A 22,896-nucleotide genomic window follows, 5' to 3' on the forward strand; every position below is an offset into this window, starting at 1 on the left:
AGGCGCGTCACGTGCGGTGTCGCACGTAGAACCAGTCGCCGACAGTTACAGTTCTTCGACGCTGCCGCCGTCGGCTCGCTCGCGGAACACCTGTCCCTCGAACAGCGTGACCATGGCGTCCTCGTCCTGCCACGCGAGGGGAGAGAGGCCGGCCTTGCGGCAGGCGTGCGTCAGGAACTGTTCTTCGGACCAGCCGTTCTCCAGCGGAATCGTCGGGTAGAGCCAGCCGTGCTTGCCGTCTTTGTCTACGGCGACCCCGTGGGTACCGAGTTCGATGTCGGCCGCAGGATCGTTGGTGAGAACGTGATTACAGACGATACAGACGGAGATATTGAGATTCGGTAGTTCGGGTGGTTCGATTTCGGACCCGCACGAATCGCCCGACGCGGCTTGAATCGCCGCGTCGACGATGGCGTGTCCCAGTTGATCTTTCCCTCGATAGGCCCCGGCACACCCTCGGAGGCGGCCGCGACCACGTGTCGATTGAATGCGGACGAATGCGCCGGTACGAGCGTAGAACGCGTCTCGCATACTTCCCGGCTGTTCCCGTTGACCGTGGAGAACGTACGATTCGACCGATTCACGCGCCAGTTCGACCGCCCTCGACCCGTCGTCGTACGAGAGTCGAACGGTCTGCGCCTCGGACATACTACTGTGCAGGCACTGGCTAAACTTGAACGCTTCCCTTGTCACCACCCTGATTCGTCCTGCATTAAGCTCTGCATAAGGCCGTGATACCCCGGAATCGCCCGAATCGGTCGAATCGAACTTCTTATGCGCACGTCCCGACTAGGCAAAAACGGCAGAGAGAGCCCGGTTCCCGTGTCCTGTCGGACTGATTACCGTCCGCGGACATGAGGAAAGTCCCCCCACCGTCCGGACGGGTGACCGGGCGCAAGCCCGGAGTCGGAGACGACTGGCTCTGGAACAGAAACGAGACCCCTCGGTCCGACCGATGAGACGCGTGCGGCGGACTCCTCCGCCGCCGACGCCCGCGGGGCGACCCGCGGGCGTGCGAACCGACCCGTAAGGGGAGGGAGTTGACCCGTCGAGGGACGCGAGGCGACGCAGTCGCCTCGGAGGACGAACGGACGCATCGCGCCCGCGAGTCCAGCGGTCATTTCGTGACCGTGGACGACCGAGAACGGATGGAACGGCGAACCCTCACCGGTGCAAGTCCGCGCCGCTAAGGTAGTCCGGACAGCACGCTCGGGTTCGCCCGGCGTGCCCCCGAGAGGGGAGGACGCGGACGCTCAGCCGAATGCCGGGACGAACAGAAGGGGGCTTACTCCTCTCAGCCGCCACTGCCGCGCGAGCGACGCCGATGTTGTTATCTCAGCGACGTTAGATTAATAATACCTTGCACTTCAGAGGGGTAATTTCGCAGATGGATTAATAACCCCGAGTGGACTAGCCTCGTGTATGAACCGCGACGACGGACACGACCACGCTCGCGACGGGGCGGGTCGCGCGGCCGACGCCCGCGACGCCGACGCGGACGGGTGTGGATGCGACGACGGCTGTGACGCGGGCGCGGCCGCCCCGGACGACGACGCGGACGCCGCGGACGGCGAGACGCTCCGCCTGTCCGTCCCCGACATGGACTGCGCCTCCTGCGCGGACAAGGTCACGCGGAGCGTTCGCGGCGACGACGGCGTCACCGACGTCGACGCCCAACCGACGACGGGGACGCTGTACGTCCAGTTCGACGCCGACGCGACGGACGGCGACGCAGTCCGGTCGCGCGTCGAGGGCGCGGGCTACGCCGTCGCCGACGAGGAGACGGTGACGCTCTCGGTGCCGGAGATGGACTGCCCGTCCTGCGCCGGCAAGGTGGAGAACTCGCTGTCCGGCGTCGCCGGCGTCGTCGACTTCGAGACGCGACCGACGGCGGGGCGGGTGACGGTCAGTTACGACCCCGACGTGGCCTCTCGCGGCGACGTCGTCGCCGCCATCGAGGGCGCGGGCTACGCCGTCGCGGACGACGGGGACGCCGAGTCGCCGCACGACGTGTGGCGCACGCCGCGCGCGCTGAAGACGTGGGCCGGCGCCGTCTTCCTCGCGGTCGGTCTCGCCCTGGAGTTCCTGTTCACGGGCTTCGACGCCGTCCTCGCCGCGCCCGCGGGCTACGAGGTGAGCGTCGCGTGGGTGTCCTACACCGCCGCCGTCCTCCTCGCCGGGATTCCGGTCCTGCGGAACGGCTACTACTCCGCGAAGAACCTGAGTCTGGACATCGACCTGCTGATGAGCGCCGGTATCCTCGGCGCGATGGCGGTCAACATGCCGTTCGAGGCGGCGACGCTCGCCGTCCTGTTCAGCGTCGCCGAGTTGCTGGAGCGCTACTCGATGGACCGCGCGCGCAACTCCATGCGGGAACTGATGGAACTGTCGCCGGACACGGCGACCGTTCGTCGGGACGGGGAGGAAGTCGTCGTCCCCGCCGAGGACGTGCGCGTGGGCGAGACGGTGCTCGTCCGCCCCGGCGACCGAGTCCCCCTCGACGGCGCCGTGACCGAGGGCACCTCCGCGGTGGACGAGTCGCCCATCACCGGCGAGTCCGTCCCCGTGGACAAGGAACCGGGCGACGAGGTGTTCGCCGGGAGCATCGTCGAGGAGGGCTACCTCGAAGTGGAGACGACCACCACCGCCGGCGAGTCGACGCTGTCGAAGGTGGTCGAGATGGTCGAGGACGCCAACCGCGAACGGACCGAGGCCGAACGCTTCATCGACCGCTTCGCCCGGTACTACACGCCGATAATCGTCGTCGGCGCCATCGCGACGGCGGCGGTGCCGCCCCTCCTGTTCGGCGACCCGTTCAGGGTGTGGTTCGTGCGCGGACTCACTCTCCTCGTCGTCGCCTGCCCCTGCGCGTTCGTCATCTCCACGCCCGTCTCCGTCGTCTCGGGCATCACGTCGGCCGCGCGCAACGGCGTCCTCGTGAAGGGCGGCCAGTACCTCGAATCGATGAGCGACGTGGACGTGGTGGCGATGGACAAGACGGGGACGCTCACGACGGGCGAACTCGGCGTCACCGACGTGGTCGCCCTCAACGACAACGACGAGGCGTCGGTCCTCGGTTGCGCCGCCGCCATCGAGTCGCGCAGCGAACACCCCATCGCGAAGGCCATCGTCGACCACGCCGCCGACCGCGACGTCCCCGACCGGGAGATTCGCGACTTCGAGTCCATCACCGGCGAGGGCGTGCGGGCCGTCCTCGACGGCGAGACGCACTACGCCGGCAAGCCCGCCCTGTTCGAGGGACTCGGATTCGACCTCGAACACGCTCACGTGGCGACGGACGGCGGCGTTCCCGCCGGCGGCGCCGTCGCGGACGCCCGCGACTGCGACCACGGGGCGTTCCTCGACCTGACGAACGAGGTCATCCCGCGCCTCCAGTCGGAGGGGAAGTCGGTCGTCCTCGTCGGCACCGAAGACGAGATAGAGGGCGTCGTCGCCGTCGCGGACACGGTGCGGCCCGAGGCGGCGTGGACCGTCTCCCGCCTCCGCGAACTCGGCGTCTCCCGCGTCGTGATGCTCACCGGCGACAACGAGCGCACCGCGGCGGTCATCGGCGAACGGGTCGGCGTGGACGAGGTCCGCGCTGACCTCCTGCCCGAGCAGAAGGTCGACGCCGTGCGCGAACTCACCGACGAGTACGAGTCCGTGGCGATGGTCGGCGACGGCGTCAACGACGCGCCCGCACTCGCCGCCGCGACGGTGGGCATCGCGATGGGTGCCGCGGGGACCGACACCGCGTTGGAGACGGCCGACGTGGCGTTGCTCTCGGACGACCTGACGCGCCTGCCGTATCTGGTGGACCTCTCGGACAGCACTTCCTCGGTCATCCGCCAGAACGTCTGGGCGTCGCTCCTCGTGAAGGGCGTCCTCGCGGTGGCCGCCCCCCTCGGCCTCATCACCGTTGCCACCGCCATCGTCGTCGGCGACATGGGGATGAGCCTCGGCGTGACGACGAACGCGCTCCGTCTGGCGGGCGTCGAACCCGAGTCGCCGGACCTCTCGGCGGAGTGACCGGTCGACGAGCGACGCGGCAGAACGTTCTTTCCCCCGGCGGGTAATCTACCGCATAGATGGCCGCTCGCAGGTTCCCGATACTCGCACTCGTCCTCCTCCTCACCCTCTCGGGCTGTCTCGCCCCGTTCGGGGGCGGAGGGTCGCCCATCCCGGTCGGAGAGCAGACGCCGAGCGTCGAGACGTCCGAAGCCTCCGCCGTCGACGGGACGGCGACCCGTCCGCCGACGGCCACCGCCACGGCCGCCCCCGACGGGTCGAACCCGTGGGGCGACGACCCCGTCGTCGTCGCCGTCTCGGACGCCGCGGACACCGGCCGCGACTGGACGCCCATGGTCCGCGAGGCGGCGTCGTACTGGGAGGAGAACGCCGAGCGATACGCCGGCTTCCCCGTGGAGTACGAGGTCAGACCGGACGCCGAGGACCCCGACATCGTCGTCGAGTTCGTCGACGCGGTGCCCGACTGCGACGGCGCCGAGGACGCCGCGGGGTGCGCGCCCCTCGTCACCGACCGCAGGCAGATAGACCGGCCGGAGACGGTGTCGATTCGAACCGGGTTCTCGGACGAGTCGACCGTCCTCGTCCTCGAACACGAGTTCGGGCACACGCTCGGACTCACGCACTCGGACGCGCCCGCCGACGTGATGGCCAGTCGGTCGGTGCTCTACACGACCGCCCGGCCGAACGCCAGCGAACGGGCGTTCCCGTGGGGCGACGACGAGTTCACCGTCCACGTCGACGCGGCGAACGCGACCGACCCCGAGGGCGCGCGCGAACAGGTCCGTCACGCCCTCGACTACTACGAACGCGGCGCGCCGGGGATGCCGAACAACCTCACGTTCACGTTCGTCGAGGACCCCGCGGCCGCAGACGTCACCGTCTCGTTCGCCGACGAGTCGCCGTGCTCGCCGAACGCCGCCTCCTGCGGCGCGACGCGCGGGTGGGACCCCGACGGCGACGGCGCCGTCGAGACGTACTCGAACCTCCGCATCGTCCTCGTGGACCTCGACACGGAGGCGGTCGGGTGGCACGTCGGCTACTGGACGGCGTTCGCCCTCGGCGCGCAGACGGACGCCGAGAAGCCCGAACCGTTCCGCGACGCCTCCTACCGCGAACGACGGAGCGAGTGGTGGACGTGAGCGCGGCGGACGCGCTGCTGTCACGGTTGTCGCGCACCGACGTTGATGACGGGTGCGGGCGTCTCTCCGACCATGGTCGCCGCACCTGACGTCACCGCCGACGCCGTCGACGACTCGGTCGTTCGCTGGCAGGGCGAGTCGCACGGCCGCCTCCGGACGGCCTTCCGGCACGTCGTCGCGGCGACGTTCCTCACGGTGGGCGTCGCACTCCTCGCCGCCGTCGCCCTCGTCGTCGCCGTCGGCGTCGTCGAGGGAGCGACGGATTCTCTCGTCCTCCTCGTCGTGATGCTCCTCGTCGGCGGACCGTTCTCGCTCGTCTACCTCGTGGCGATTCGCCGGGAGGCGTCGCTGTCGGACCTCCTCCCGTACGAACTGAATCTGACTCCCAGATACGTCCTCGCGGGGGTTCCCGTCGCCGTCGCTCTCCTCGCCACGGTGGCGTGGTTCCCGCCCCTGCTCTACGGCTACTTGCTCGCCATGCCGTTCGTCTGGGGCACCATCGCCGCCCGCGACTCCGGCGGCGAACTCGACGCCGAGACGGGGACGCTGACGCTCGACACCGGCACGGCCGCGAGTGCGTACGACGGCCCGGTGGACGTGCGAACGCTCCGGTCGCACGCCGCGTGGCGCGTCGGCGGTTACCGACTCGTCCGCCTGAAGTACGCCGCGTCGCTGGCGTTCTCGAAGCCGAAACTGATACTCGTCCCCGCCGCCGACTACCCGGCCGTCGACGCGGCGCTCTCGGCGGTCGAACGCCGCGACTACGGCGTCGAAGTCAGCGAGGTGTCGACCGGCGCGAAGGCGTTCCTCGCCGGGTTCGGCCTCCTGTTTCTCGCCGTCGCCGCCGGCCTCGTCGTCTTCCTCGGCGACGCCGACTCGCGCGTGCTGATACCGGCCGTCGCGATGGGCGCGTTCGGCGGCCTGTTCGTCCTCCTCGCGTGGGTGTCGTAGGCGACGCGCCGGCGGACTCTTGCGTTTCGAGCGCCAAGCGACGGTATGCCCGGTTCGCCGCCGCCGTTCGACCCCGAGAAGCTGATGACCGCGCTGGCAGACGCGTTCGGCGGCAGCGAGGCCGAACGCCGCGTCGTCGCCCGACAGGCGCGCGACCTCGCCGACGCGGGGCAGGCCGAACGCGACCGGGGCCATCCCCTCACCGTCGACGAGGTGGTGCGGCACCTGCGGGACGCGCCCGACGACTCGACCGTCCCCGAGCGCTGGAACTGGTGGCTCGGGGCGCTCGAGGCGGCCTACGGCGGCTACCGCGAGTTCCAGGTGACGCGCGTCCCCACCGGGGAGTAGCGTTCGCGTCGCCTCCCGTCACCACTCCGTCACTCCGCCTTCGCCGCCGTCTGACCGGCGCGTCTCGACTCCCGGAAAACGTTAAGTGTTACTGATATGTCTTCTCGCCCGTGTCCCTCCGAACCCCGTTCGCGGTCCGTCCGAACCGCGCGCTCCTCCGCGAGTCGGTCCTCGTCACCGCCGTGCTGGGTGCGCTCGCACTCTGGCGGCGGGTCGTCCGCCTCGTCGCCGACTCGCTCGTTCCGATGCTCGACCCGCTCTCGACGGTGGCGGCGTTCGTCGCCGGTGGCGTCGCGGCCGGCGGCCTGTTCGTCGCCGGCGTCGCTCTCCTCGTCCGCGCGTACGCCGCCCGACGCGGCGTCGACGCCGGGTTCGCGCTCCCTACCCGCGAGGACCTGCGACCCCTCGCGCTGACCGCCGCCGTCCCCGTCGCCCTCGTCTGCGTCACCGCGCTGGTCGGGACGGCCACGGGCGTCCCGTACGGGTCGCTGACGAGGACGCACTACGGTCCGTCCCCGTCGCTCGTCCCGCTTCTGGCGACTGTCGGGGTACACGTGGCCGTCCTCGTGCCCGGTCTCGCGCTGGTCTGTCAGGGCGTCGTGCAGGGGAGCCTCCGCCGCGTGTTCGACGGTCCGCGCGCCGTCGTCGCGACGACGCTCGTCGGCGGGTTCGCGCTGACGGGCGGTGCGGGCGGGTTGACGGCCGTTCCGGAGGCGGGCAAACTCGCCGGCGCGGTGGTGTTCGTCGCCCTCCTCGCGCTGACCGTCCACGCGAGCGAACGAATCGCCCGCGAGGACCTCCGACCGCTGGCGTCCGTCCCCGTCGCCCTGTTCGTCCCCCTCGCCGTCGGGTCGGGACTGACCCAGATAGACTCGCTCGCGGGCGGTCTGTTCGCGCTGACCCACCTCGCCGTCCTCGGCGTCGCCGCGTACGGGTACGACCGGAGCGACTCGCTCCTCGTCCCGGCGTTCGCCTACCTCTGCCTGTCGCTCTCGAACGCGGCCGTCGTCGTCGCCGAGGGCGGGTCCGCGCCGCCGTTCTGAGGCTCAGGCGAGGATGGTTTCGACCAGTTCGCGCGCCGCCGCGACGTGGTCGTCGGCCTCGTCGTCGCCCGTCTCGTCGACGTGCGAGAGGAGGTCACCGACCGTCTCGACGCGTGTCTCGACGACCGACGGCGAGACGGACGGGTCGTTCGCGACGTCGCCGGCGACGGCCTCGGCCTCGCCGAGGTGCGCGCTCGCGGTCCGTTCGACCGGCCGTTCGGCCGTCGCCGCGAGGTGGTCGTGCAGTTCGCGGAGTCGCGCCCGCGTCGCCTCGTCCACGGCGTCGTCGGGGTCAGTCATCGCCGGCCTCCACCGACGCCTCGGCCCCTGTCTGTGCGTTCCACAGGTCGGCGTACGCGCCGCCGCGTGATACCAGTTCCTCGTGGCTCCCGCGTTCGACCACCGCGCCCCCGTCCAGCACCAGAATCTCGTCGGCGTCGACCACCGTCGAGAGGCGGTGCGCGACGACCAGCGTCGTCCGGTCCGCCGAGAGGCGGTCCAGCGAGCGCTGGATGGCGCGTTCGGTCTCCGTGTCGACGGCCGAGGTGGCCTCGTCGAGGACGAGTACCGGCGGGTCGCTGAGGACGGCGCGGGCGAGGGCGATGCGCTGACGCTGGCCGCCGGAGAGTTTCACGCCGCGTTCGCCGACGCGCGTCTCGTAGCCGTCCGCCAACTCGGTGATGAACCCGTGGGCCTCCGCGGCCTTCGCCGCCCGCCGGACCGCCTCGTCGCTCGCGTCGAACCGGCCGTAGCGGACGTTCTCGGCGATGGTGCCGTCGAACAGGTGGGTGTCCTGCGAGACGTAGCCGACGGCGTCGCGGAGACTGCCGAGCGTCAGGTCCCGCACGTCGTGGCCGTCGAGTCGGACGGTGCCCGCGGTGGGTTCGTACAGACGGAGCAGCAGTTTCAGCAGGGTGGATTTCCCCGCGCCCGTCTCGCCGACGACGGCCACCGTCTCGCCGGGTTCGGCGTCGAACGACACGTCTTCGAGGACGGTGTCGCTGGCCGTCTCGCCGAACACGTCGCGGTAGGCGAACGACACGTCCTCGTAGGCGACGACGCCCTCGGGGTCCCGGAGTTCGACGGCGTCCCCGTCGTCCTCGATGCTCACCGGGATGTCCGACAGGCCGAACACGCGTTCGGCGGAGGCGCGGGCGTTCTGCACCTGGTCGACGATGTTCGACACCTCGGCGAGGGGGGCGACGAACCGTTGCGTCATGAAGATGAACGTGACGAACGTCCCGACTTCGAGCGTGCCGGTGAGGGGGCCGGGCGCGGTGCCCGTGAAGAGCCAGTACCCCCCGACGAGGAACGTCGCCGCGAAAGAGAGGCCGGCGAGCAGTTCCATCCCCGGCCGGTAGAAGTAGCTCAGTCTGAGGACGGACATCGTCGTCTCGAACACGCCGCGGGAGGCGTCGCGGACGCGTTCGCGTTCGTACCCCTCGCTGCCCGTCGTCTTCACGAGTTCGACGCCGCTGATTCCGTTCTCGATGCGGGTGTTGAACCCCGCGGTGGCCGACTGCCGGGCGCGGTAGCGCGGCGCGACGACGCGCATGAACCAGAGGGTAAAGACGACGATGGCGGGGATGGCGACGAGGGTGACGAGCGCCAACTGCCAGTTGAGGCTGAAGAGGACGAACGCGATGCCCCCGACCATGATGACGAGGCGCAGGGAGTTCATCAGGGCGTTGTCGAGGAACAGTTCGAGGTTCCCGGCGTCGTTGTTGAGGATGGACATCACCTCGCCCGTCTGCTTGTCGTCGAAGAACGTCATGTCGAGTCGCAGCAGTTTCTCGAAGCTGTCCGTCCGGACGGCGTGCATCACGTCGTGGGCGAACTGGTTGGCGACGACGCCGTACACCCACGTGAACACGCCGGTGACGACGAACGACCCGGCGATGAGCGCGACGGAGAACCAGAACTGCCCCTCGGCCGTCGCGGGAATCCACGACTGCGGGACGAACGGTAGCGTGTACGCCGTCGTCGTCTCCCCGAACAGGGCGTCGATGGCCTCTCCGAGGACGACGGGCGGGAGCAGCGAGGCGGCCTGCGCGACGAGGTTCGCCAGCAGACCGGCGACCAACCAGCGCGTGCGCGAGGTGCCGTACTCGCGGAACAGGCGCGCGAGGGGGCGTTCCACGTCCGCGCGGTAGCGGTCGAACGCGCTCTCGTCCGCGTGACTCATTGATTCCGAAAGTGACGCGCGTGACATGAACGCTGTGGAAACGGCGAGGTGGGAACGACGAGGCGCACGATGCGACGGCGAGGTGGGAACGACGACCCGTCCGGGGGCGCGTCCGTACTCGGGCGGCCGCGAGGACCGACGAGAACCGACGGGGAAAAGCCCCTCGGGCCGATAGGACGCGGCAATGAAACTCCAGTTCCTCGGGGGCGTCGGCGAAGTCGGGCGCTCGGCGATTCTCGTGGACGACTCGCTCCTCCTCGACTACGGGATGCTGACGGGCAACCCCCCGCAGTTCCCCGTCTCGGTCCCCGAACCCGACGCCGTCGTCGTCTCGCACGGGCACTTAGACCACGTCGGCGCGGTGCCCTCCCTCCTCTCGGGCGACCGGCGGCCGCCGATTCACTGGACGCCGCCGACGGCGGAGTTGGCGCGGACGCTCGCCCGCGACACGCTGAAACTGCAGGGCGGCCGCTACGACTGCCCGTTCACCGAGACGCACGTCGGCCGGATGACGCAGGTGTCGGAACCGCACGGTTACGGCGAACCGTTCGCGGCGGCGGGCTACGAGGTGACGTTCTACGAGGCGGGCCACATCCCGGGGAGCGCGCACGTCCTCGTGGACGACGGGGAGACGCGCCTGCTCTACACCGCCGACTTCCACACGGGCGACCACGGCGGGAGCGACGCCCCCGCGAGTCGCACGGACCGACGCGGAGAGCCGATTCGGGGGCAGCGACTCGTCTCGCCGTCCACCGACCGCCCCGACGCCGACGTGGTCGTCTGCGAGTCGACGTACTCGGACGTGGACCACGAGGACCGCGCGTCGGTCGAACGGCGGTTCGTCGACTCCGTCCAACAGACCGTCTGGGAGGGCGGCACCGTCGTCGTCCCCGCGTTCGCCATCGGGCGCACGCAGGAGATGCTCCTCGTCCTCGACGCTCACGACGTGGACTGTTACGTCGACGGCATGGGGACGGACGTGACGAAGATGCTCCTCCGGCACCCGGAGTTCGTCCGCGACGCCGACGCCCTCCGGCGCGCGAAGGCGAACGCGCGATTCGTCACCGGCCGGGACGGCCAGCGCCGGCGCATCGCCGACCAGAACACCGTCATCGTGACGACCAGCGGGATGCTCTCGGGCGGCCCGGCGATGACCTACGTGCCCGAAGTCCGCGGCGACCCGACGAACAAGATAACGCTCACCGGCTATCAGGTCGAGGGGACGCCCGGCCGCGACCTGATCGAACACGGCCGCGCCGACATCGACGGGCGGACGATGCCCGTCGCCGCCCGCGCCGAGATGTACGACTTCTCCGCGCACGCCGACAGCGCTGGACTCCGCTCGTTCCTCGACGACTACGCGGGCGCGGAGATTCTGGTGAACCACGGCGACGACTGCGAGGGGTTCGCCGAGACGCTCCGGGCGGACGGGTTCGACGCCCGCGCGCCCGGCCTGGGCGACGTGGTCGAACTCTGAGACCGCGGGTCGAAGCGCGCCCGCGCCGGTCACCGGGCGAACCGGACCGCCGCGGCGGCCACGGCCGCGAGTCCGACGGCGACGCCGACGGCGAACGCGGCGACGACGTTCCGAGTCGAACGGCTCCGGCTTCGTCGACGCGAGCGCCTGTCGCCGTCGTCGCCGCCGGAACCGTCGCGCTCTCGGCGGTCGGACGCGGCCGCTTCGTCGTTCGACCGCGGGCCGTCCGTCTCCGTCGTCGGTGCTGTCTCCGTCGTCGCCGAGTCCGTCTCCGTACCCGATGCCGCCGTCGTCGTCGAGTTCGTCTCTGTACCCGATGCCGCCGTCGTCGCCGAGTTCGTCTCTGTACCCGATGCCGCCGTCGTCGTCGAGTTCGTCTCCGTCGTCGAATCCGCGTCCCCCGGCGAGTCAGCGTCCACCGCCGGCTCGCCGGTCCGTTCGAACGGTCCCACGTCGCCGCCGGCCGTCGCGTCGAGTCGCGCGCGTTCTCGCTCGCGGATGACCGCGTTGACCGCCGCCCCGACGAGGAGGACGAACCCGCCGAAGTAGAGCCACGTCAGGAGGAGGAGGACGCCGCCGATGACGCCGTACGCCTCGTACCGGCCGGCGTTGGCGGCGTACACCTGAAAGCCGACTTCGAGTATCGCCCACCCGCCGGCGGCGACGACGGCGCCGGGGAGCGCCTCGCGGACGGTCATCTCCACGTCGGGGAAGACGTAGTACAGCGGGAGGAACGTGAGGCTCAGACCGGCGAGGAGGAACAGCGGGTTCAGCACGTGGAGCAGTGGAATCCGCAGGTAGGCGAACGCGCCCCCGGCGAGCGTGAGGGCGACCAGCGAGACACCGAGGGCGACGAGGGCGACGAGTCCGTCGCGGAACTGCTCGAACAGGCTCGATTCGTACTCGGTCACGTACACCTCCGCGAACGCGGTGTCGAGGCCGCGGAACAGTTTGAGCGCGCCCCACAGGAGGACGAGGACTCCCGTCACCGAGAGTCCGACTTCGCCGCCCGCGTTGTCGACGGCGGCCCGTATCTCCGTCTGGGCGCCCGCCGTGAGGTACGCCTCGGTGAGGCCCGACACGCGCGCGGCGACCATCTCGTTGCCGACGCTCCCGACGGCGAGCAACAGCAACAACAGCAGCGGAATCAGGGAGACGAACGCGCTGTACGCGAGACTCCCGGCGAGAAACGTGAGATTCTGCTCGCGGACGCGTTCGACGACCGTTCGGAGCACCGCCGTCGTCTCGCCGCCCTCGAAGCGCATTGTGAACGAGTTGGCCTCTCCGGTGATGGGTCCGGCGGCCGACGTTCCCACTCGAGTGAGTCTCCCGACTCCGAACGTGTGGGCGGCGGCCGGGACCGCTCGGCCGTCCGCGACCCGACTCGGCCTCAGTCGTCGTCGGCGCTCGTCGCGCCGAAGTCGTCGATGCGTCGCTGCTCGTCCTCCGCCGCACTGAGCGGGTTCCGCCCGCGCGCGTCGGGGTCGAGCGGGTCGCCGCTGACGAGTTCCGGCAGGACGATGCGGACGAAGTGGACGCCGACGACGAGTAACAGCGGGCCGAGAAACAGGCCGTACCAGCCGAACAGTGCGGGGCCGATGATGTAGGCGAACATCACCGTCCCCGTGTGGAGGTTCCGTCCCGAGACGTACGGGCGGAGCAGGAAGTCCGGGATGGTGTCGACGATGACCAGCGAGACGGCGCCGTAGACGAGGGCGACCCACAGCGTCGCTGGGTCGGTCACCGCCGCCTCCACCGCCAGCAGAATCGTCACCGGCACGTACACGATTTTCATCCCGACCACGGGGATGAGACTCCCCGCCCCCGTCAGCGCGCCGAGCAGCGTCGGCGACGGAATCGACAGCGAGGCCGGCGCGAACAGGTTGATGACGTTGTAGGAGACGGCGGCGATGATGGCGATGGCGAACGCGTTGAGGATGTTGCCGAAGTAGATGGTCTTCAGGTCGCGGTCGACGGCGGTCAGGTAGGCGTCGACGACGCCGCCCCGCCCCGAGAGGTTCTCGCGCGTCCACGCGGCGAGCCGTCTGTCGTCCCGCAGCAGGTAGAACGCGAAGGCGAAGGCGATGAACAACTGCAGCGCCGCGCCGAGGACGAACGACGCCGTCCCCGCGAGGGACGCCAGAACCGTGCTGACCGTCGCCGTGTCGGCCGACTCGAACAGCCCGCGCGGGTCGTCCGCCAGCGTCCCGAGCAGTTCGTTCGGGTCGCGGACCGATTCGAACGGGCCGAGGTACGGCTGGACCGCCGCCAGAATCCCCTGCTGGTTCTGGCCGACGAACGAGCTCAGCTCCTGAATCGCCACGAGCGCGGTGTAGCCGACGAGGACGACGATGGGCAGCGAGAGCACGAGGAGCGCGACGGCCGCGCCCACGCTCTGCTGGCCGACTCGGTCGCGTATCCGCGAGTACACCGGCCGGGTCGCGTAGTAGAGGAACAGCCCGAGCATGAACGTCCCGAGGTAGGCGTCGGCGACGAACGCCAGGACGAGGAGTATCGCGAGCCCGAGCAGCCACCACATCGCCCGAGAGCGGTCGACGGTCGAGGTGAAGCCGAACTGCATCGTCGTGTAGAGGGGCGACGGGAACTAAACTCCTCTCCCCGCTGTCATCCCGATTGCGCTCCGTCGTCTCCGCGCCTCCCGTTGTCGCTCCGTCACCCGTCCAGCGAGTACGCGGCGTCGAACCGCCTGTCGTGAAGCGCGGGGAACTCCGAGCGGACGCGGTCGACCTCCTCGCGGTCGACGTCCGCCACCACCGTCCGGTCGCCGTCGCCCGCGTTCGCTCGCTGGACGCCCCACGGGTCCACGACGACGCTCTGGCCGCCCATCGAGACGCCGCGGTTCGTCCCCGCGAGGTTGGCGGCGACGAGGAACACCTGGTTCTCGACGGCGCGGGTGCGCGTGAGGAGGTGCCAGTGGTCGGTGCGGGCCGCGGGCCACGCCGACGTGACGAGGAGGAACTCGACCCCGCGGTCGACGAGTTGCCGGTAGAGTTCGGGAAACCGCAGGTCGTAACAGGTCGTGAGGCCGACGGTGCCGAGGGGCGTCTCGGCGGCGACCACCTCCTCGCCCGGCGTCAGGAGTTCGCTCTCCTCGGACTCGTAGCCGAACAGGTGGACCTTCCGGTACGAGGCGAGTCGCTCGCCGTCGGGGCCGAACAGCAGACTCGTGTTGTACAGGTCGTCGCCGTCGCGTTCGACGACGCTCCCGCCGTGGAGGTGGATTCCGAGTTCGTCGGCAACCCCGGCGAGACGCGTCGCCGTCGGGCCGTCGACCGGTTCGGCGGCGTCGTCGTAGGCGTCGAACGCGAAGTAGCCGACGTTCCACATCTCCGGGAGGACGACCAGTTCCGCGCCCCGTTCGGCGGCGTCGCGGACGCGCGAGACGGCGCGTTCGACGTTCGATTCGACCGACTCCTCGGCCGTCAGTTGGACGGCTGCCACGTTCATAACCGACGTATCCGGGTGCGTCGCTTATCAGTTATCGTGCCGATGCCGATGTCGTAACTGATTTACCTGCTGTTTAGGTATGCCTAAACCAACGATGTCTGGAGACGCGCGGACTGGTCGGCTGCTGGACCGTCTCGGGGCGTTCGCGTGGGTGGACGCGACGCTCCTGTCGGTCTGTCTGACGAGTGTCGCGGTGGTGGTTCTCGGCGGCCTGGTGCAGGTGAGTTTCGGGACGTACTCGATGACGCTCGAACAGGCGTGGCGGGCCGTCCTCGACACGACGGTGCTGTTGGACCCCCGCTGGATGCTCAACTTCGTCCTCGGGGAGGAGCTGATGCGTGCGGTCACGGGCTTTCGGGGCGAGTTGCCCGAACTGCCCACCGAGACGCTCATCGTCTGGAACATCCGCCTGCCGCGCGTCTTCGTGGGCATCCTCGTCGGCGCGAACCTCGCCGTCTCGGGGGCCATCTTCCAGGCGGTCACGCGGAACGAACTCGCCAGCCCGTACATCCTCGGCGTGAGTTCCGGCGCGGGACTGGCTATCCTCCTGACGCTCGTCGTCTTCAGCGGTCTCGCCCCGTTCCTCCCCCTCATCGCCGCCGCCGGCGGTGCCGCCGCGTTCATCATCGTATACACCATCGCGTGGCAGAACGGCACCTCGCCGGTCAGACTCGTCCTCGCGGGCGTCATCGTCTCCACCATCTTCCAGTCGCTGCAGACGGGGCTGTTCTTCTTCGCCGACGACCTGGCCGTCGTCCAGAGCGCCATCGCGTGGACCACCGGGTCGCTGACGGGCGTCGACTGGGAGCAGGTCAGGCTCGCGCTCCCCTCGACGACGCTCGCCGTCGCCCTCGCCGCCCTCGGCGCGCGGCAGTTGAACGTCCTCCTCCTCGGCGAGCAGACGGCGCGCTCGCTCGGCATGTCGGTCGAGCGGACCCGATTTCTCCTCTCGGGCGTCGCCATCCTCGCGGCCAGCGCCGCCATCGCCGTCGCGGGCATCGTCGGTTTCGTCGGCCTCATCGTCCCGCACGTCGTCCGCAACCTCGTCGGGAGCGACTACAAGCGCCTGATGGTCGGCTGTCTGTTCGTCGGTCCGGCGCTGATGGTGCTGGCGGACGTGGGTGCGCGACTGGCGATGGCGCCCGTTCAGGTGCCCGTCGGCATCGTCACGGGCCTCGTCGGCGGTCCGTACTTCCTCTACCTCATGCGGAAACAGCAGAATCTGGGTGACGTCTAGATGGCCGAGAGCGAGCACGAAGACGAGCACACGAGCATGACCCGGACACAGAGCGACGGAGCGACCGAGACGGACCGTACGACGAACGGCACCGACGGGTCCGACGAGACGAGCGCTCTCGTCGGCGACGACCTGACGCTGTCGTACGCGACGAGCGAGGAACCGGTCGTCGAGTGCGACCGCATCGACGTCCCGCGGGGGGAGATAACCGCCCTCGTCGGCCCGAACGGGAGCGGCAAGAGCACGCTGTTGAAGGCGCTCTCGAAGCAACTCGCGCCCGACGCCGGGAACGTCCTCCTCGACGGGAAGGCGATTCAGGAGTACGGCGACAAGGAGTTCGCGCGCGAACTCGGCCTGCTCTCGCAGGAGAACGAGTCGCCGAACTCCATCACCGTCGAGGAGTTGGCGTACCACGGCCGCTACCCTCACCGCGGCTTCTTCGAGCAGGTGGACGAGGAGGACGAGGAGGCGGTCGAACGCGCCATCGAACTCGCCGGGGTCGGGCACCTCCGCGACCAGACGGTCGGCAACCTCAGCGGCGGCCAGAAGCAACTGGCGTGGATAGCGATGGTGCTCGCACAGGACACGGACGTTCTCCTCCTCGACGAACCGACGACGTACCTCGACTTGCACCACCAGATGCGCGTGATGGAGACGGTCCAGCAACTGAACGACCGGCGCGACGTCACCGTCGCCGTCGTCCTCCACGACATCGCGCAGGCCGCCCGCTTCGCCGACTACCTCATCGCCCTGCAGGACGGCGAAGTGTACGACTGGGGACCGCCGAGCGAAGTGGTCACCGAGGAACTCCTCGCGGACGTGTTCCGCGTCGAGGCGGCCGTCTCCTACACGCCCGACCCCGAAATCGTCCCGAAGCACTCGCTGTGAGCCGGCCGTATCGAAACGGCTTTGAACTTTTAGGTTAGCCTAAAACACGATGACAGACGACGGTTCACGGAGTCGAACGCGGCGGGACGTACTGAAGGCGAGCGGCGTTCTGGCCGCGTCAGGCTTCCTCGCGGGCTGTACCGGCGATTCGAGCAGTGGGACGACGACCGGCGCGGGCGCGACCGATACCGCGGCGGCGACGACGACGCCCACCGAGACGGCGACCGAGGAGGAGACGGAGACCGAAACCGAGGCGAGCGAGTCGTACTCGGTGTCCATCGAACCGGTCGGCGAAGTCACGTTCGAGTCGGTGCCGGAGACGTGGGTCGCCAACAACGGCAGTTGGGCCGACATGGGCGTCGCGCTCGGGTTGGAACCGCCGGCGGGCGTCTGGCTCCCGAGCCGGTACCACACGCGCTACTACGACGAGATTCCCGACGTGAGCGTCGACGGGAGTTCCATACAGAAACTGTGGGGCGACGGCGGCATCGGCAAGGAGCAGTTCTACGAGTTGGACGTGGACGTCCACGTCGCGGACCCGAACTTCCTCCTGAACCGCGGGAAGTGGGCGCAGTCCGACGTGGACGAGATAGCCGAGAACGTCGGTCCGTTCTTCGGCAACAGCATCTTCTCGCGGAGCTACCCGTGGCACGAGGACTACCGGTACTACACCCTGTACGAGGCGTTCGAGAAGCTCTCGCAGGTGTTCCAGCGCACCGACCGCTTCGAGGCGTTCGACGGCCTCCACGAGGAGTTCCAGGCGGCGCTGGCACCGGTGGTCCCCGGCCGCAGCGAGCGACCGTCGGCCGCCGTCGTCTGGGGCAGCGGCGACCAACCCGAGCAGTTCTACCCGTACACCATCGACGAGGGGACGAGCTTCAAGCACCTCAACGACCTGCAAGTGAAGGACGCGTTGGCGAACACGGACGTGAAGAACTTCTACGAGAGCCGCGGCGCCATCGACTTCGAGACGCTGCTGGAAGTCGACCCCGCCGTGCTCTTGATTCGCGGACAGGAGGCGAAGACGGCCGACGAGTTCCAGAACACGGTGGTCTCGTTCGTGGAGAGCCACGACGTCGCGAGCCAACTCACGGCCGTCCAGAACGGCGACGTCTACCGCGCCGGTCCGCTGTATCAGGGGCCCATCACGAACCTCGTCGTCACGGAACGTCTCGCGCGGACGCTGTACGGCGTCGAGGAGGAACTGTTCGACCGCGAACGCGTCGCCGACATCGTCGCCGGCGACGTCTGACTCCCGACGTCCGTCGTCCCCGCCGTCCGCCCGCCGGCGACGTTCGCCGAGTTTCCGGTCCCGCCGCTCCGAGCGGCGAGTTCTCGGTACAGAAGTGAAGCGGCCGGTTCCCGGTATCCTACGTCGCGAACCGTACGCTTCGACCGAAGATGCGTCGCGCTCGCGAAAAAGGCTGTCGAACGCCGGGTCCCACCGCCGCGCCGACTAGCTTTCGTTTCGAAATACCTTTCAGTCTTTAGGGACGCCTAAATCGTAATGGGACACGACGGTTCACGGAGTCGTACGCGACGCGACGTACTGAAGGCGAGCGGCGTTCTGGCCGCATCCGGCTTCCTCGCGGGGTGTAGCGGCAGTTCGGATTCCGGGGCGGCGACGGAGGCGGGCGCGACCGACGCCGCGACGGACACGGCGACCGGAACGCCGACCGAATCGGAGACGGCCGAGGAGACGGCGACCGAGACGGAGTCCGGCGAATCGTACTCCGTGTCGATGCCGCCGGTCGGCGAGGTGACGTTCGAGTCGGTGCCGGAGACGTGGGTCGCCAACAACGGCAGTTGGGCCGACATGGGCGTCGCTCTCGGCGTCGAACCGCCGGAGGGCGTCTGGCTCCCGAGCCGGTACCACACGCGGTACTACGACGAGATTCCCGGCGTGAGCGTCGACAAGAGCGGGATGACCGCCCTCTACTCGGACGGCGTCTCGAAGGAGGTGTTCTACGAACTCGACGGGGACGTGCACGTCGCCGACCCGAACTTCCTCATGAACCGGTTCAAGGGGTGGGAGCGGGCCGACGTGGACGAGGTGTCCGAGCAGGTGGCCCCGTTCTTCGGCAACAGCATCTTCTCGACGGGGTACACGTGGCACGAGGACTACCCGTACCTCTCGCTGTACGAGGCGTTCGAGAAGCTCTCGCAGGTGTTTCAGGAGCAAGAGCGGTACGAGGCGTTCGCCTCCCTGCACGAGGAGTTCCAGTCGAACGTCTCTTCGGTCGTCCCGTCTTCGAAGTCCGAGCGTCCCGCGGTCGCCGTCGTCTGGGCGGCGGGCGACGAACCCGAGTCGTTCTCGCCGTACCTCGTCGGCGAGGGGACGAGCTTCAAGCAGTGGCGCGACCTGCAGGTGCGCGACGCCCTCGCGGAGACGGACGTGAAGGACTTCCACGAGACCCGCGGGAAGATAGACTACGAGACGCTGCTGGAGATAGACCCCGACGTGCTCCTCTGTCGCGGCCACGAGAGCCAGACGGCCGAGGAGTTCCAGAACACCGTCGTCTCGTTCATGAAGGACCACCAGACGGCGAGTTCGCTCACGGCCGTCCAGAACGGCGACGTCTACCGCGGCGGCCCGCTGTATCAGGGGCCCATCACGAACTTCGTCGTCACCCAGCGCGCGGCCGAGCAGGTGTACGGCGTCGAGGAACAGTTGTACGACCCACAACGCGTCGCCGACATCGTCGCCGGCGAGTTCTGAACGACGCGACGGGGCCGATTCGGCGTCCGGCGTCCGGCACGCGTCGCGTCACTCGTCGCCGCGCGTGAGGCGCAGGAACGCCCGCGTCGGCACGCGCGTCTCGACGCGACTCGGCGGCCGCCCGGCGCTCTGCGTGCCCTCGATGGGGACGCGTTCGACGATGCCGACTTCGGCGAACTCGTAGAGGTAGCGCGTGATGGTGCTCTCCGAGAGCGACGCCGAGGACGCGATGACCGAGGCGGCGCGACCGACCGAAGACCGGTCCTCGGGGTCGAGCGCGACCAGTCGGCGGAGGACGGTCCGCCGATTCTCCGAGAGGGCGAGGACCCGACCCAGCGCGACGCACGGCCGGGGGACCGAGTCCATCCCCGCGTCGAGATGCGCGTCTTCGACGACGTCGCTGTCCTCGTCGAGCGCGATGTCCACCGCGCCGAGGAGGGCCGCGAGGGCGTCGTGCGCGTCGCCCTCCGCCCACCCCGCGAGGCGTCGAATCTGCTGGTGCGTCGTCGCGTCTCTCGTCAGGCCGGTCGAGACGCGGGCGGTCAACAGGTCCGTGAGTTCCGCGCGGTGGTAGGAGTCGACGGTGACCGTCTTCGTCGCGTGGGGGTCCGGCAACACTTCGCCGGGAGCGCTGCGGCCGACGGCGACCCACGACGTTCGGTGTCCGAGACTCTCCAGTTCGCCGGCGAACGACGCCAGTCGGTCGGTTCCGTCCTCGTCGGCGTGGTCCATCGCCACCACGAGGATGCGGCCGCCCCGGAGGTGTCTGCTCACCCGTTCGCGGAGGTCCGAGGTGGAGAGTCCGCGCTGGGGGATAGATTCGCTCGTCACCGCGTCGAGGACGGCGTGGTAGAACTCGAACTCGCTCGTCGCCTCGCGGAGGTCCACGTAGGCGAACGACCGCATGTCGGCGTCGGCACCGCGCGTCGTCGTCACGATGGAGTCTTCGGGAGACGAGAGGAGTCGAGCGAACTGCGAGAACAGCGCCGTCACCACGGCCGACTTGCCCGAACCGGCGGGTCCGCGGACGTAGACGTTCTCCGGCGCGCGGTGGTCGAACACCGGTTCGAGTCGGTCGAGGAGGCGTTCGATGGTCGGTCCTCGCCCCGTCGGTTCTGCGGGGTGCCACACCGGGGAGAGAGACGCCTCTTCGAGGACGAGTTGTCGCCTGTCGCCGCGTCGCTTGCGTTGAAGGATTCGTTCTTCGAGATTCATCCGAGCTGCCGTGCCCGTTACGGGCGAGAGGTGGTCGAAGGGGGGAACGCTCAGGTTCCCGGAGACGGTGCCGTTCAGATGCCGAGCGTGGCGACCCACGAGGAACTCGGGAAGACGCCCGCGATGTAGAGTACCGCGACGAGGAACGTCCCGAACACGATGGCGGCCGCCGGCGGGTCCCAGTGGGTGTCGCCGTGCGCGTAGAAGATGCGCTGGAACAACTCGCCGAACAGGGCGCAGATGAGGCCGAACGCGCCCGCGACGAGCAGTGCGACGGCGAGCGAGCCCTCACCGCCGTTGCTGACGGCCAGCGCGGCGGTGCTGCCGGGCAGCGCCATGTGGTGGGTGACGGGGATGCGCTCGACGCCGAGGTTGAGGAACAGCAGCGACGCCGCGCTGATACCGAACGTGAGGAACGCGCTGCCGGTCACCATGGCGATGTAGCCGCCGAGGATGCCGACGACGACGCCGATGGCGGCGACGTTGCCCCACTTGTACTGGTGGGGGAGCCACGGTTCGACCGCGAGACGGCTCGCCGTCGCCGTCCCGCCGTCGGTTTCGACGCTCCCGCCGTCCGTCGCGGCTTCGCCCATCACGCGCATCTCCTCGCGTTCGAACGGCGACATGTCGAGGAAGCCCTTCCCGCGCGCCTTGCCGACGATGTCGTAGCCGAAGGCGACGCGGTGGATGAGCGCCGACAGCGTGACGCCCATGGCGATGTGGTCGTACGGCATCGCGAACGTCGCCGAGGCGACGGTCAGCCAGTAGCCGATGATACCGAACACCCCGCCGACGGCGAGGACGTCCGGCTTCGTCCCGAGGGCGAAGGCGATGTCCTTCGCGTTGTGGTAGTCGAAGCCCGACTCCATGTAGCCGCGCTTCGCCGCGTACGCGGCGGCGGCCGCGCCGCCGGCGAAGCTGATAGCCGGGGAGAACGGGGCGCCGAACGCGACGGAGCCGGTGATCGAACCGGCGTCGACGTTGGCGATGACAGCGGTCTCACCGGCGATGACCATGAAGCCGGTGAAGATGAACGCCGGGAGGGCGCCGAGTGCCGCGCCGAACGCGCCGCCGGCGAAGGCGGCGATGAGCATCTCGACGGCCCACAGGTCAGCCAGCGCCATCAGTCACCTCCGTCCTGTGCCCAGTCGAGCGAGCGCTGCACCGCCTCCTGCCAGCGACCGTAGCGCTTCTCGACGTTCTCGGCGTCGTCGTCGGGGGAGAAGTCCCGGTCGATCTGCCAGTTGTCGCGGAGTTCGTCGACGGTCTCCCAGTAGCCGACGGCGAGGCCGGCGGCGTAGGCGGAGCCGAGCGCCGTCGTCTCGTCGACGACGGGCCGGACGATGTCGGTGCCGACGATGTCGGACTGCAGTTGGCAGAGGAAGTTGTTCTTCACCGCGCCGCCGTCGACGCGGAGGCTCGTGATGTCGATGCCGGAGTCTTCCTCCATCGCCTCGGCGACGTCGCGGGTCTGGAACGCGATGGATTCGAGGGTCGCCCGCACGACGTGTTCTTTCTCCGTGCCGCGGGTCATGCCGACGATGGTGCCGCGGGCGCGCTGGTTCCAGTGCGGCGCGCCGAGTCCGGTGAACGCGGGGACGAAGTAGACGCCGTCCGTCGAGTCGACCGACCGGGCGAGTTCCTCGGTCTGGGCGGCGTTGTCGATGAGGTCGACCTCTTCGAGCCACTCGATTGCGGCGCCGGTGATGAAGATGGCGCCTTCGAGGGCGTACTGGACGGGTTCGCCCGAGCGCTGGAATCCCACGGTGGTCAGGAGGCCGTTCTCGGACATGACCGCTTCGTCGCCGGTGTTCATGAGCATGAACGAGCCGGTGCCGTAGGTGTTCTTGGCGTCGCCGGCGTCGAAGCAGGTCTGGCCGAAGAGGGCGGCCTGCTGGTCGCCGAGGGCGCCCGCGACGGGAATCTCGGCGCCGAGGAAGCCGCTCGCGTCGGTCGAGCCGTAGGTGGCTTCGTCCGAGGAGGGGCGGACCTCGGGCAGGAGTTCGGCGGGGACGTCGAACTCCTCGAGGAGTTCGTCGTCCCAGTCCATCTCGTGGATGTTGAACAGCATCGTCCGGGATGCGTTCGTGACGTCGGTGACGTGGTTGCCGGTGAGTTTGTAGATGAGCCACGAGTCGATGGTTCCCATCATCAACTCGCCGTCCTCGGCGCGGTCACGGACGTCGTCGGGACGCAT

At 69.3% G+C, this 22,896-nt stretch carries 19 protein-coding genes and 1 other RNA gene; 11 read left to right on the forward strand and 9 right to left on the reverse strand.

Features of this window, described 5'->3' with window-relative positions; genetic code table 11:
* Positions 1–45: 45 nt before the first annotated feature.
* Positions 46–648: a TIGR00296 family protein gene (locus BM310_RS20700; protein ID WP_089811451.1), complete on the reverse strand. Its 603-nt coding sequence runs from the start codon at positions 646–648 to the stop codon at positions 46–48.
* A 153-nt stretch (positions 649–801) separates the two neighbouring features.
* Between BM310_RS20700 and rnpB the strand changes: the two genes are divergently transcribed.
* The 6 genes from rnpB to BM310_RS20730 all read left to right on the forward strand — a co-directional run bounded on the left by rnpB (position 802) and on the right by BM310_RS20730 (position 7,510).
* An RNA gene (gene rnpB / locus BM310_RS20705) (RNase P RNA component) lies at positions 802–1,300 on the forward strand.
* Positions 1,301–1,422: 122 nt separating this feature from the next.
* Entirely contained in the window at positions 1,423–4,029 is a 2,607-nt protein-coding gene (locus tag BM310_RS20710; RefSeq protein ID WP_089811454.1) for a heavy metal translocating P-type ATPase, read from the forward strand.
* Positions 4,030–4,088: 59 nt separating this feature from the next.
* Positions 4,089–5,168, forward strand: a complete 1,080-nt coding sequence (locus BM310_RS20715) for a matrixin family metalloprotease (RefSeq protein WP_089811456.1) — start codon at positions 4,089–4,091, stop codon at positions 5,166–5,168.
* 72 nt (positions 5,169–5,240) lie between these two features.
* Positions 5,241–6,119, forward strand: coding sequence for a hypothetical protein (locus BM310_RS20720; RefSeq protein ID WP_089811458.1), 879 nt, complete (start codon positions 5,241–5,243; stop codon positions 6,117–6,119).
* 45 nt (positions 6,120–6,164) lie between these two features.
* On the forward strand, positions 6,165–6,467 hold the full coding sequence (locus tag BM310_RS20725) for a hypothetical protein (protein ID WP_089811460.1): 303 nt from the start codon (positions 6,165–6,167) through the stop codon (positions 6,465–6,467).
* A gap of 110 nt (positions 6,468–6,577) precedes the next feature.
* A complete protein-coding gene (locus BM310_RS20730; RefSeq protein WP_089811462.1) occupies positions 6,578–7,510 on the forward strand; it encodes a hypothetical protein in 933 nt (310 codons plus the stop codon).
* Positions 7,511–7,513: 3 nt separating this feature from the next.
* Here BM310_RS20730 and BM310_RS20735 read toward each other — a convergent pair whose 3' ends face one another.
* Both BM310_RS20735 and BM310_RS20740 read right to left on the reverse strand, forming a co-directional pair.
* Positions 7,514–7,810 (reverse strand): hypothetical protein, encoded by a 297-nt coding sequence (locus tag BM310_RS20735; RefSeq protein WP_089811464.1) that lies wholly within the window; start codon positions 7,808–7,810, stop codon positions 7,514–7,516.
* Positions 7,803–9,695 (reverse strand): ABC transporter ATP-binding protein, encoded by a 1,893-nt coding sequence (locus tag BM310_RS20740; protein WP_089811466.1) that lies wholly within the window; start codon positions 9,693–9,695, stop codon positions 7,803–7,805. The genes BM310_RS20735 and BM310_RS20740 overlap by 8 nt, the downstream gene beginning before the upstream one ends.
* Positions 9,696–9,879: 184 nt before the next feature.
* Here BM310_RS20740 and BM310_RS20745 point away from each other — a divergent pair, with 184 nt between their 5' ends.
* Positions 9,880–11,172, forward strand: coding sequence for an MBL fold metallo-hydrolase (locus tag BM310_RS20745; RefSeq protein WP_089811468.1), 1,293 nt, complete (start codon positions 9,880–9,882; stop codon positions 11,170–11,172).
* Positions 11,173–11,201: 29 nt separating this feature from the next.
* On the opposite strand, the gene BM310_RS20750 is transcribed toward BM310_RS20745, so the two are convergent.
* From BM310_RS20750 to BM310_RS20760, 3 genes are all read right to left on the reverse strand, one after another.
* Positions 11,202–12,488: a YihY/virulence factor BrkB family protein gene (locus BM310_RS20750; RefSeq protein ID WP_089811470.1), complete on the reverse strand. Its 1,287-nt coding sequence runs from the start codon at positions 12,486–12,488 to the stop codon at positions 11,202–11,204.
* Between the two features lie 74 nt (positions 12,489–12,562).
* The gene (locus tag BM310_RS20755) at positions 12,563–13,753 is read right to left on the reverse strand and encodes an AI-2E family transporter (RefSeq protein ID WP_089811472.1); all 1,191 of its coding nucleotides are present in this window, start codon (positions 13,751–13,753) and stop codon (positions 12,563–12,565) included.
* A gap of 92 nt (positions 13,754–13,845) precedes the next feature.
* Positions 13,846–14,640, reverse strand: a complete 795-nt coding sequence (locus tag BM310_RS20760; RefSeq protein ID WP_089811474.1) for a carbon-nitrogen family hydrolase — start codon at positions 14,638–14,640, stop codon at positions 13,846–13,848.
* Between the two features lie 94 nt (positions 14,641–14,734).
* Here BM310_RS20760 and BM310_RS20765 point away from each other — a divergent pair, with 94 nt between their 5' ends.
* The 4 genes from BM310_RS20765 (at position 14,735) to BM310_RS20780 (ending at position 19,484) form a co-directional block, all read left to right on the forward strand.
* Positions 14,735–15,877, forward strand: a complete 1,143-nt coding sequence (locus BM310_RS20765) for a FecCD family ABC transporter permease (RefSeq protein WP_089811475.1) — start codon at positions 14,735–14,737, stop codon at positions 15,875–15,877.
* Between the two features lie 36 nt (positions 15,878–15,913).
* The gene (locus BM310_RS20770; RefSeq protein WP_394328079.1) at positions 15,914–16,765 is read left to right on the forward strand and encodes an ABC transporter ATP-binding protein; all 852 of its coding nucleotides are present in this window, start codon (positions 15,914–15,916) and stop codon (positions 16,763–16,765) included.
* A 49-nt stretch (positions 16,766–16,814) separates the two neighbouring features.
* Positions 16,815–18,017 (forward strand): ABC transporter substrate-binding protein, encoded by a 1,203-nt coding sequence (locus tag BM310_RS20775; protein WP_089811480.1) that lies wholly within the window; start codon positions 16,815–16,817, stop codon positions 18,015–18,017.
* A 255-nt stretch (positions 18,018–18,272) separates the two neighbouring features.
* Positions 18,273–19,484 carry an ABC transporter substrate-binding protein gene (locus tag BM310_RS20780; RefSeq protein WP_089811482.1) on the forward strand — a complete coding sequence of 404 codons (1,212 nt, stop codon included), beginning with the start codon at positions 18,273–18,275 and terminating at the stop codon, positions 19,482–19,484.
* 48 nt (positions 19,485–19,532) lie between these two features.
* Here BM310_RS20780 and BM310_RS20785 read toward each other — a convergent pair whose 3' ends face one another.
* The 3 genes from BM310_RS20785 to BM310_RS20795 form a co-directional block, all read right to left on the reverse strand.
* Entirely contained in the window at positions 19,533–20,699 is a 1,167-nt protein-coding gene (locus BM310_RS20785; RefSeq protein WP_089811484.1) for a Cdc6/Cdc18 family protein, read from the reverse strand.
* Between the two features lie 74 nt (positions 20,700–20,773).
* Complete coding sequence (locus BM310_RS20790; protein WP_089811486.1) at positions 20,774–21,823, reverse strand: hypothetical protein; 1,050 nt, start codon at positions 21,821–21,823, stop codon at positions 20,774–20,776.
* A partial coding sequence (locus tag BM310_RS20795) for an FGGY family carbohydrate kinase (protein WP_089811488.1) occupies positions 21,823–22,896 on the reverse strand: 1,074 nt, incomplete at its 5' end. The genes BM310_RS20795 and BM310_RS20790, both read right to left, overlap by 1 nt.

The organism is Halogeometricum rufum, assembly GCF_900112175.1.
Lineage (GTDB): Archaea > Halobacteriota > Halobacteria > Halobacteriales > Haloferacaceae > Halogeometricum > Halogeometricum rufum.